We start from the raw sequence: 10,395 nt of genomic DNA, 5'->3' as shown, positions 1-10,395 counted from the left end.
CGTTACTTTTTTAAATTATGTAAACAACTATTTTTATGCAGGCACGGGAGAAAACGGATACCTATTTAAGGTAGATAAAAAAGGCAAAGGAATATGCATACTTGATGCGAACGAAAAAGAAATCAAGGAAGTTGTTTCATTAGATACTTTGTTGTTGGTAGCAGCGACCGAAGACAGCGCAGGGGCTGTTTATTGCATATACAAGGATAATAAAGTCGAAAGATTGTGGTCGATTAGCGCTCCTATCCGTGGATTAGAATGGATTGCCAAAGATAAAAGTATGCTTGTTGCCGCCGGAAAAAGATTATATAAAATAAAATTAGACGGAACGGCGGTTGTTTTGAATGAGTTTCCTGCAAATATATCCTGCATTAAAGATAATTTTGTATGCACGTCCGAGATGGGGAAACTTTATTCCGTATCAGACGATTTTGCGGAAGAAGGGACTATTGAATCCGAAACTTATGACACTGATGGGATATCCGAATGGGGCAAACTTGATTTTTCTGCAGACAAACAAGTCAAGTTTTTTACCCGTTCAGGGAATTTAAACAATCCTGATAAAACATATAGCGAGTGGGAAGCTGTGGGAGAAGAGGGGGAGATAAATAGCCCGAACGCAAGATTTATACAATGGAAGGCAGAGTTACAAAACGATAATACGAAACTCACAAGCGTAAAGATAGCTTATCTCCCGCAAAACAGGAAACCGGAAATTATATCACTGAAAGTTACTCCGAAAATCGGGAGAGAAAATATACGAAAAATTGTATGGTCAACTAAAGACGCAAATAATGATAGTTTGGTGTTTGAAGTATATTTTAAGCTAACAGGGGAACAGAAGTGGTCTTTATTAAAAGCCGAACTCAGGGATACATTTTATTCTATAGACCCTCTGGTTTTCCCGGACGGGAAATACGAATTTAAAATGATATGTTCGGATATTATTTCCAATCCTAAAACAAAAGAATTGAAGAACGAAAAAGTTTCCCTACCTGAACTTATAGATAACACTGCTCCCGAAATCCGGAATATAAGAATGGAGGGGGATAAACTTGTATTTTCTGCAGTAGATGAACTTAATTATATAAAATCCTGTGAATATACTGTTGATGGAGGGGACTGGACTATTTTATTTCCAGTGGATAAAATATTTGATTCAAAAGAGGAAGCGTTTAGCGTTGACATTGGAACTGCCCGTAAAGTAGTTATAAGGGCAAAAGATTCATTTGACAATACGGGACTAAAAAGTAAAGTATTACGATAAATTATGGAACTTGAAGCGAATTTATATCTTGTAGCTACGCCAATAGGCAATCTTGAGGATATTACTTTTCGCGCCATAAATATATTTAAGGAAGTAGATTTCGTCATTGCCGAAGACAGCCGTCGCACGGGTTTATTATTACACCATTACGGGATAAAGAAACAGCTTATAATTTTCCACGACCACAATAGAGAGATGCGTACCGCTCAAATTATTGCCGAAATGAAATTAGGCAAGAAGTTTGCAATGGTATCGGATTCGGGAACACCCAGTATTTCCGACCCCGGATTTTACCTTGTAAGAGCCGCAATAGAATCGGGGTTTAAGGTGTCCCCCATACCGGGACCAAGCGCAGCGATTTCCGCGCTTATTATATCGGGTATGGCTACACATAATTTTGTTTTTGAAGGTTTTTTGCCGAATACGCAGTTGAAACGCCAGCATAAGCTGCAAACGCTCATCAATGAACAACGGACGATTATATTTTTTGAGTCACCGCATAGATTACTGAAAATGTTAGAGGATTGCAAAGAAATATTGGGAGACAGAAAGATAGCAGTCGCTCACGAATTGACCAAAAAATTCGAGTCCGTTATCAGGGGAAACGTTTCCGAATTAATATTGCATTACTCCTCTAATAATCCAAAAGGGGAATTTGTAGTAGTCATAGAAGGGAACAAACAAACAAATTGAATTTTTTATAAAAATCCGTTGACAAGCAATGATAATTAATTCATATCTATAATAATGTTTAGTAATCCAAATTATAAAAAGGGGGAAGTATGAAAAAGTTTATTTTGCCGTTTCTTTTTTTAGCAATTTCTTCTGTGGTTTCAGCTGAAGAAGAAATTGTTTATGATAACGATAAACCAACATACGCCGTTGTATATTGTCCTACCTGACATAAGCCCGGATTCTGGGCAGTGAGGTTCACTCCCACACAAAAAGGTGTTTGCAGAGTAAAAGGATTAAAAATTTTTTCCCGTGTTTTTGTAAATGCTCATAACCAAAAATGTTCTGCGTATGTAAAAGATGATTCTTCCGATTGCCCGGGAGCAACAAGAACAAGCACAACTTATACCCCATCAACTAGAGCGTGGGATAGAGTCGATTTTAATACTCCCGTAGATTATACCTCTGATTTCTGGTTAGCTATTTATTTACCTGAGGTAATAACTCCTACAGATAGCGTAGCGCTGGTAACGGATAATAATTTAGACTATCCCGGGAAGGTAAAAGCATTGGGCGTAGAATCGGGCAGTGGTTGGCAAGCTCCGCCAACACAGGCAGGCGATTTTATGATAAGAGCGATTGTTGATTATACGGGAGTTGAGGAAACATCTTCAAATCCGGTATTTGCTTTAAACCAGAATTATCCAAATCCCGTAATTAAAAGCACAAACATTTCTTATGCGTTACCGGCAGAGACAAAAGTAAAACTTGAAATCTATGATGCTATGGGAAGAATTGTTAAGACGCTTGCAAATGAAGTGCAATCATCCGGAAATAAAGTAATGGAATGGAATAAAAGGAATGCAACCGGAGAAATCGTAAGTTCGGGAATCTATTTTTACAGACTGACAACCGGCAGCAAAACCATTACGAAAACAATGATTGTTTTATAGAACAATCTTATAAACTAAAAGGAGGTATGTATGAAAAAGATGTTGTTTTTTGCTATGTTGATTTTATCAGCCTCTGCGCTCTTTGCCGCAGATAGCGAACTCTCTTTTGATGACGGGGCTTATTCGCATGCAATTTACTACTGCCCCAGTTGAGCAGGTGGGGGACCATATCCATATTGGGCCGTGAGGTTCACGCCCACAAAGACCTGTAACTTAAAATCCAGTAAAATTTATTCCCGCGCAGTAGCACGCCAGACCGATACAAGATGCACTATGTATGTCTGGGATGATGCAGGAGGAAATCCGGGAACATTAAGAGCACAAAAAGATTATATCCCTTCTACAAGAGATTGGGATGTCATAAATTTAGATTCTCCTATTCAATTTAGCAGCGATTTCTGGGTCGGATACAGAATACCAATGAGAGAACCGGGAGATAGCATATATGTAACGCTTGACACACAAAGCAATTACCCGGGTATCAATAAAGCCAGTGTAGATTTAAGCAGTTGGACAACTCCCACAAGTATGCCGGGAGACATTATGATAAGGGCAATAGTTGAATATCAGGCAGTGGAAGAAGAGGCTTCAAGTACTAAAGTCTTAACGCTTAACCAGAATTATCCAAATCCCGTAATTAAAAACACGAATATTTCTTATACATTGCCGTCAGAGACAAAAGTGAAACTTGAAATCTATGATGCTATGGGAAGAGTTGTTAAGACTCTTGCAAATGAAGTACAATCATCCGGAAATAAAGTAATGAAATGGAATAAAAGGAATGCAACCGGAGAAATCGTAAGTTCAGGAATCTATTTTTACAGACTGACAACCGGCAGCAAAACTATTACAAAAACGATGATTGTTTTATAGAAGATTGAAGAAAAATACTTTGTAGGGGCGAGTTTATAACTCGCCCTTTTTTATTATTAGCGGTTTGGTAGAGATTTGTTTTTTGGCGGAGGTGTGTAGGAATCGAACCTACCTACCTGACGCAGTCAGGAAAGCTGGATTTGAAGTCCAGTAGAGACACCAGCCCCTATCCACCTCCACCCCTTATTTATCAACTATTTTGAGGATTCTGAATTTACTGATTTTTCCTCGCGTGCCAAATTTGTGCCTTATTTTAGATTTTTGTCAAGAGAATTTACAGCATACTTAAAAATGTGAATTTCTTGTCTATATTACCAATAAAAAGAGTCCTTCAGGAAAACCTGAAGGACTCTTTTTATTACTTGCATTATTATTGCGATAGTATTCTGAATTCCATTCTTCTGTTCTGTTGACGTCCCGGTTCAGTTGCGTTGTCTGCAATTGGCTGAGTTATTCCGTATCCTTTTGCAGTAAGTTTATCTCCTAAAATTCCGGCAGTCATAAGATAACTTCTTACGGATTCTGCTCGTAATTGAGATAAAGTTAAATTGTGGGCTACGCCGCCTTCTGAGCTTGCGTGTCCGCCAATTTCTACTCTTACGTCAGGATGTTTCTTAAGCAATTCTGCCGCGTCATTGAGTACAGGGAAAGATTCAGGTCTAATTACTGCACTGTTAACTTTGAAAGTAATCCCGTGAAGCACTATTCTTTCGTCTTTCTTGAATAATTCAAAATCCTTTAGTAAAGTTGCATTTGGTTCACATACGATTACTACGCCTTCAGTAACGTATTTATCCGCTTCTATTTTCACGGTATAAGTTCCTGCCGGGATTTTTGCTTTGTAAGTTCCGGTCGAGGCATCCGTCATAATAGAGGGTAATTGTGTCGATGGGAAACTAATTTTAGCGTTTCCTATCCCTGCGCGAGAAGCATAATCCAATACTTTGCCGGCAATAGTTGTTGACTGAGAAGACGGAGAAAGTTCTATGTTTAATACTGTAGTTTCTCCTGCTTTACAGGTTACCGGTTGCGCCCATGATATGTAACCATCTTTTTCTGCTTTTAAAACATACGTACCTGCAGATATTTCTACCCTGTATATTCCCTCATTATTAGTTATTGTTGATAACTCTTTAGTCTCAGGTAGAGAGATATTTGCAACACAAAGTTTACGAGAAACTTTGTCCGTAATCTTTCCCGTAATAATAGCGGGTTTTTCTATGGGTTTGCTTTCCAATCTAAAATTCACAACCTGTTTTTTCCCTTCCGTTATTAAAACAGTCTGGTCCTCTGACGGTTTGTATTTTCCTTTTTCAACGGGAGATGCGCTTACAACCGTTTTACCCGCAGAAAGTGTAACTTCATAACGGCCATCTTCATCCGTAGTTACCGTACTATCATTTAAAGAAATAACCGCTCTAACTCCTTTTTCATCTTCTTTGTCCATGACTTTTCCGACAAGTGTCCCGGTAGAACAAACTGCAACCGGTTTTATAAAGCTGAATCCGTGAGCGAAAAGTAAATTGACTTTCCATGGAGGAGTTGCTCCAAATCCGTCCAATTCGTATCTGGTATTAAAGCTGCCTTCCGGTAAATTGTTGGCAAAATCCCATGAACTCTCATCATTTCCCGTTACTTTGAAATCCACCGAAAGTGTAACCCAATTGTTTGGCATCATTTCAAATCTTAACCCGGGAGTAACAAACATCCCACCATCATTGTATTTTTGTTGATCCTCAGGAACTATTCTATCTTCACCATACATTTCAATAAATGGGGAGAATGCGCCGTACTGTCCTTCCACACCAAAGCCATAAGTGTACTTGCTGTCTCCATAAGGATAATGCATATATCCTACATTAAGGTGCGCTATAAGGGCTGCCGGAGCCTTAACCATTACATTACTGATTAATAATTTTCCTCCGTAAGATACTCCATCGTTGGTATAAAATCTATGAATACCGCCGTCACTTTTTCTACAGGCATAGCCTAATACCGTATCCTGACCACATACTTCCGGAATCGCTGATTTTAACGCTCCCGTCGGGAATACGATTAAAGGGTAAATACCAATATTGAAGCTTTTTGCGGCTTCAGAAGAAAATAGCTGTGGTAGTTGAGTTGGAGTAAATTTTACACCTACTTCAGTATCACTAAATCCATAACTTACGCAACCCGAACCTGTTTCATCATCTGCAAGACTTGCGCCCTGCTCGTTCATTAAATCCATAAGAAATGAAGCACCAACGTTTACTTCAAAACAATTACTAACAGAAAACCCTAATCCAAAAGGTATGTCCGCTGTTCCACAATTTCCTTTTGTTATGTTGTATGTAGTATCAGAACCGGTAGATATAGATGTCAAAGATATGATCTCCGAACTTCTATCCTGACTCAATTTTCCACCCCATACAAAATAAAGTTTGCCTATATGTCCAGGCGTAGCAGATAACACTCTGTTTAGTCCACTTACTCCTGTCGAAGTAGGCACTGCGAATAAATGCGAGCACATTAAAATCGCACTTATTATTATTCCAAGTTTCTTCATCTTACCTCCTTTAGGTAACATTTTTGTTTAGTCCCTCTAATCACGGCTGATAGGTACGAACATATAAAAATCGCACCTGTTGTTATTCCCACTTTCTCCCTCCTTTGTTCGAACTTTTTTCGAACGATAAAAAATTATTTGTTCTTTCCGTGGTTCCCTTTAGCTTGGCCCGGAGAATACTTCCCCCTATACTCCGAATGTCTAAGCCACGGTTTATTCGTCTCGGATTCAATAACTACATACGAGCCAAGTGCCCTTCCCGGAGCGTTTACAACAACCCAGTTGCCGCCATCAATTACCGCATATGTTCTGGATTCCGATAAATAGTAAACTTCCTCGTTAGGGTAATACCAACAAGTATGTTTAGCGCGATATCCATAAGCCTTAGCGTGAGAAGGTGGCCCGGAATTCGCGGGGACAAAAACGCACCCGGTAATAAAACCAAGCATAATAAATAGAACTGCCGTCTTCTTCATTTTTACCTCCATCCTAAAAAAATTATTCTTCATTGCAATTTTTTGTGAAATAATCTACTTCAAATAATAGTGCATTCCTACTATAGGCGCAAAGCCGAATCCAAATTCCCCAACTACTAAACCTATCCCTAACTCAAAAGAAAGGGGAGCAGGATTAATAAAAAACTCGCATTCATAAAAACCTTCTCCTAAAACATAAGCGCCTGATTCATAGTATATGTCATGATGCCAAGAATGATTGTAACTATGGACACCGGCACCTACACCTAAAAAATGGGTATATTGAACTGAATTTGAATTTCCACCACTGCTTATTCCAAAAAGCGCCCTGCCACCCAGCGCCATTTCACTTGTGTATCTATCATAGTAACTGCCCCAGCCACCAAACCCTGCCGTGATCTGAAAAACTGTTATTGGAGCAGAGTGAAACTTGAGACTAAGTGTTCCATTAGGATAACTTCCCACGCCAATCCCCAAACTATGGGAAGTATTTAAAAGCATTAAAAGTATCAACATTCGTCCCTCCCTCGAAAAATCATTCTGAGTAATGATTCTTATCAATCATTATCCTGATTCCTGCTAATAACGAGAACAACTGGAGTCTCCTTTTCCCTCAGAAATATACTTTTCAATTGTTTCCTTCATGTTAAACCGATTCTCCATTTTTGCTACCTTTCCGGCTAGTGTCGTTTCATTAAAAACATCTTTTATCCAATTTGAAAAATCGTTTCTTTCCGTAGTCACATGATGTTTAAATACAGAATTATCCATATTTCCCAGCGCATTTTGCAGTTCCATTATCGTCCCTAAACTCCTGCCATCATTCAAAAAGAATCTTTTGCCCGTAGATGCTTCAAGGGCTAAAGATTTATTCGTGTTCTTTGTTGCAGTTTCTCTCTCGTCCCTTGTTGCATTTCCTGTCGTGTTTCTTGATACAGTATCCGTCATTTTTCTTACTGTAGCATCTTTCATATTCCTTGCTGCAGTTTCTTTTATGTTTCTTGCTACAATTCCTTTTTCCATATTTCCCCCTTTTCTATTTACGAAATTTCACCTTATTAAAATCTGAAAGTCTTATCCTATTACCGATACCACTACTACAACGATAGCAACAAGTCCTATAAGCGCTAAAAGTGACATATCCCCTCCTTTTTCCTTTTTAAGAAAACTTACCTTTTAAAATATTACTGCTATTACTGCCTTGGTTACAATAACAACGACAGCTCCTAAAAGTGCCAAAACTGACATATCCCCTCCTTAGAAACTCTTTCCCGCCATGGCGGGATTAGAGATTCCTATCCAGCTCAGCTGGGTTTTTAACATACGCCTACTTCTAAACCGGCCAATCTATTATATATATTTATACATTCTGAAGCAGGTTTTTCCCAGGTTAAACCTTTTGCTTCTTTATAACCATTATTCGATAGCTCTTCTTTGAGAGGTCTGTATTCAAGAACCTCCAGTATCATTCCTGCCAATGCTTTTACATCCCAGAAATTTACTTTCAGGCAGTGATTTAAAACCTCGGAAACTCCCGTTTGTTTTGATATTATTGTGGGCACTCCCTTTCTTTGTGCTTCAAGCGGTGTTATCCCGAAAGGCTCAGATACGGAGGGCATAACAAAAACATCTGCCATGCCAAATAGTTTCTCTGCTTCCTTCCGTGTGTAAAAACCGGTAAATACAAATTTATCTCCTATACCGCATGCTGCTGTTTTCTCTATTATTTTTGGAAGCATATCTCCTGTTCCTGCCATTACAAATAAAACTTCAGGATTCTTTGTTAACACTATTTTAGCTGCTTCAACAAAATAATCAGGTCCTTTTTGTAGGGTCATCCTGCCTGCAAAAAGTACTATCTTCCGTTTTCTTGAAGATGCTTTCTTCACAACAAATTTAGACATTCTGGGCGAAACAGCCGCATTATATACTACGGAAATCTTATCCGCCGAAATATAATATTTGTCCACACACATCTGTTTTACTCTATTGCTAACTGCTATAACGGCATCCGCAGCTTCCATTCCCTCACGCTCTATACGGTATATATCCGGGTTTGCATGCAACCCTCCGGATTTGTCAAATTCCGTTATGTGCATATGTGCCACTAATGGTTTCTTAAATATATTTTTTAGTTCCCTACTTGCCGGAAACGTAGTCCAATCATGCGCGTGTATTACGTCGAATTTTTCTTTTTTCCCAACTTCTACAATCCTCGCGGCAAAATTATAAACCTCTCCCATCAAGTTCCTGCCATATAATTCTCCCGTATTTTTTCCAATCACTTTCTCTGCTTCAGTATATTGTTTTTCATATTCTCCTACCGTTACATAAGGAGTCAGGAGAGTTGATATTTTTTTAAACTTTATTTTTCCATCTATTCCCAATTTATCGGCTATTATCATTTTGAGATGTTCAGGTCTCAGTTCGGAAGGTCCCGAAGGCATAACAAACGTGATTTCTTCTCCCTTCTTAACAAGCGCTTTGCTCAATTCGTCGCATACTACTCCAACTCCGCCTGCATAAAGAGGAGGAAATTCCCAACCTAACATTAAGATTTTCATTATTAGACTTCCTTGTGAAACAATATCACTTTTACTTCAAGTTGCTCTTTGTATAGGTAGACACCTGTTATTTTAACAAACTCCTGGTCAATAATTTCTTTGAAGATGTAGCGAAATCTCCCAAACGTACTGGGGAAATATCACTTGATAACAGTTTCGCATTAGACTTCCATAAGCCATGAACATTGCAATACTCTCTTGCCTTTATTACGCTTACGCTAACGTTTATTTCAAGCAATGCTTCCGGTATCCCACCCGGTTTTAGAAACTGGCGATAACTTTTTCCGTTCGTTATTAACTGAACCCATTCAATATAATGTTCCTGTTCCATCGGATGAGGAGCGCTTCCAACTTTTATTTTGATGCCGTTGCTTGTTCTTTCAATAACAGGAACGTGTTTCTCTTGTGATGCATCTACTGCATTCTCTTCCATCGTTTTCATCGGCTTTTTACAGCACACTAATTCCCCAACACCTTCATGCAGAATTTCTACAACATTTCCGCATATTTCACATTTGTAAATCTGCAGTTTCTTTGTCACTTTGTTATCCTCCTCTTCTTTTAAATTTTGTTTCTTCTGATTTCTATACTATTATGTGAAGTTTGGAATTTGAAACAGCGCCAACGGTAAAACCCACTAAAGGACTTAAGAAAAAAGACAGAAAAAAACCGAGAACATAAGACAATCCTTTATTTTCCCAAAAAGATCCAACTAAAAAGCATAAAATAATCCATGTAATAGCAATACTACCACCTATTATCATCTTTTCCCCCTTCCCTATTTGTTAAATTAAATTCTCGAGTTTCTCTTGCAAATCTTCCATTTTCCACCTCTTCTACAACCCTTATAAGTTTAGGGGTTCTACTCTCTGCAAAATCTAAAAGCATGTTACGGACATCTTCTTTGCTCAAATTGTATTCCCTGCTCGTCCCATCAACTATTCTTCTTACCTCATTCCTGACATCATAATTGCTTAAACTTTTAATAATTTGAACCTTTCTCTGGATTTCCATCCATACACTATCAAAAACGTTTTCCATT

The 10,395-nt window shown here is 38.5% G+C and carries 12 protein-coding genes, 1 tRNA gene and 1 pseudogene; 5 read left to right on the top strand and 9 right to left on the bottom strand.

Annotation, left to right across the window (positions count from 1 at the left end; genetic code table 11):
• The 5 genes from WC614_10415 to WC614_10395 form a co-directional block, all read left to right on the top strand.
• The coding region (locus tag WC614_10415; GenBank protein ID MFA5033419.1) for a hypothetical protein at positions 1 to 1,267 on the top strand (1,267 nt) is incomplete at its 5' end.
• Between the two features lie 3 nt (positions 1,268 to 1,270).
• Positions 1,271 to 1,960: a 16S rRNA (cytidine(1402)-2'-O)-methyltransferase gene (gene rsmI / locus WC614_10410; protein ID MFA5033418.1), complete on the top strand. Its 690-nt coding sequence runs from the start codon at positions 1,271 to 1,273 to the stop codon at positions 1,958 to 1,960.
• 230 nt (positions 1,961 to 2,190) lie between these two features.
• The gene (locus tag WC614_10405) at positions 2,191 to 2,892 is read left to right on the top strand and encodes a T9SS type A sorting domain-containing protein (GenBank protein ID MFA5033417.1); all 702 of its coding nucleotides are present in this window, start codon (positions 2,191 to 2,193) and stop codon (positions 2,890 to 2,892) included.
• Positions 2,893 to 2,922: 30 nt separating this feature from the next.
• Positions 2,923 to 3,045 (top strand): hypothetical protein, encoded by a 123-nt coding sequence (locus WC614_10400; GenBank protein MFA5033416.1) that lies wholly within the window; start codon positions 2,923 to 2,925, stop codon positions 3,043 to 3,045.
• 30 nt (positions 3,046 to 3,075) lie between these two features.
• On the top strand, positions 3,076 to 3,765 hold the full coding sequence (locus WC614_10395; protein ID MFA5033415.1) for a T9SS type A sorting domain-containing protein: 690 nt from the start codon (positions 3,076 to 3,078) through the stop codon (positions 3,763 to 3,765).
• Between the two features lie 83 nt (positions 3,766 to 3,848).
• Here WC614_10395 and WC614_10390 read toward each other — a convergent pair.
• The 9 genes and pseudogenes from WC614_10390 to WC614_10350 all read right to left on the bottom strand — a co-directional run bounded on the left by WC614_10390 (position 3,849) and on the right by WC614_10350 (position 10,394).
• A tRNA-Sec gene (locus WC614_10390) sits at positions 3,849 to 3,943 on the bottom strand.
• 192 nt (positions 3,944 to 4,135) lie between these two features.
• Positions 4,136 to 6,313 carry a carboxypeptidase regulatory-like domain-containing protein gene (locus WC614_10385; protein ID MFA5033414.1) on the bottom strand — a complete coding sequence of 726 codons (2,178 nt, stop codon included), beginning with the start codon at positions 6,311 to 6,313 and terminating at the stop codon, positions 4,136 to 4,138.
• Positions 6,314 to 6,447: 134 nt separating this feature from the next.
• Positions 6,448 to 6,789 carry a hypothetical protein gene (locus WC614_10380; protein ID MFA5033413.1) on the bottom strand — a complete coding sequence of 114 codons (342 nt, stop codon included), beginning with the start codon at positions 6,787 to 6,789 and terminating at the stop codon, positions 6,448 to 6,450.
• Between the two features lie 54 nt (positions 6,790 to 6,843).
• Entirely contained in the window at positions 6,844 to 7,305 is a 462-nt protein-coding gene (locus tag WC614_10375) for a hypothetical protein (GenBank protein MFA5033412.1), read from the bottom strand.
• A 63-nt stretch (positions 7,306 to 7,368) separates the two neighbouring features.
• The gene (locus WC614_10370; GenBank protein MFA5033411.1) at positions 7,369 to 7,812 is read right to left on the bottom strand and encodes a hypothetical protein; all 444 of its coding nucleotides are present in this window, start codon (positions 7,810 to 7,812) and stop codon (positions 7,369 to 7,371) included.
• Between the two features lie 293 nt (positions 7,813 to 8,105).
• Positions 8,106 to 9,353: a glycosyltransferase family 4 protein gene (locus tag WC614_10365; protein MFA5033410.1), complete on the bottom strand. Its 1,248-nt coding sequence runs from the start codon at positions 9,351 to 9,353 to the stop codon at positions 8,106 to 8,108.
• Positions 9,354 to 9,513: 160 nt separating this feature from the next.
• Positions 9,514 to 9,894 (bottom strand): annotated as a pseudogene (locus WC614_10360) (desulfoferrodoxin).
• Positions 9,895 to 9,937: 43 nt separating this feature from the next.
• Positions 9,938 to 10,117, bottom strand: a complete 180-nt coding sequence (locus WC614_10355; protein MFA5033409.1) for a hypothetical protein — start codon at positions 10,115 to 10,117, stop codon at positions 9,938 to 9,940.
• Positions 10,101 to 10,394, bottom strand: a complete 294-nt coding sequence (locus WC614_10350; GenBank protein ID MFA5033408.1) for a hypothetical protein — start codon at positions 10,392 to 10,394, stop codon at positions 10,101 to 10,103. Before WC614_10350 ends, WC614_10355 begins: the two co-directional genes overlap by 17 nt.
• Position 10,395 lies beyond the last annotated feature (1 nt).

The organism is bacterium, from assembly GCA_041649255.1.
Taxonomy (GTDB): domain Bacteria; phylum Hydrothermota; class UBA3073; order JACQXS01; family JAQTXJ01; genus JAQTXJ01.
This window is presented reverse-complemented; position numbering and strand designations above follow the sequence as displayed.

Coding starts and splice junctions, on each gene's coding strand:
- rsmI (MFA5033418.1), top strand. CDS start 1,271: ATGGAACTTGAAGCGAATTTATATCTTGTAGCTACGCCAATAGGCAAT.
- WC614_10400 (MFA5033416.1), top strand. CDS start 2,923: ATGAAAAAGATGTTGTTTTTTGCTATGTTGATTTTATCAGCCTCTGCG.
- WC614_10385 (MFA5033414.1), bottom strand. CDS start 6,313: ATGAAGAAACTTGGAATAATAATAAGTGCGATTTTAATGTGCTCGCAT.
- WC614_10380 (MFA5033413.1), bottom strand. CDS start 6,789: ATGAAGAAGACGGCAGTTCTATTTATTATGCTTGGTTTTATTACCGGG.
- WC614_10375 (MFA5033412.1), bottom strand. CDS start 7,305: ATGTTGATACTTTTAATGCTTTTAAATACTTCCCATAGTTTGGGGATT.
- WC614_10370 (MFA5033411.1), bottom strand. CDS start 7,812: ATGGAAAAAGGAATTGTAGCAAGAAACATAAAAGAAACTGCAGCAAGG.
- WC614_10365 (MFA5033410.1), bottom strand. CDS start 9,353: ATGAAAATCTTAATGTTAGGTTGGGAATTTCCTCCTCTTTATGCAGGC.
- WC614_10355 (MFA5033409.1), bottom strand. CDS start 10,117: ATGATAATAGGTGGTAGTATTGCTATTACATGGATTATTTTATGCTTT.
- WC614_10350 (MFA5033408.1), bottom strand. CDS start 10,394: ATGGAAAACGTTTTTGATAGTGTATGGATGGAAATCCAGAGAAAGGTT.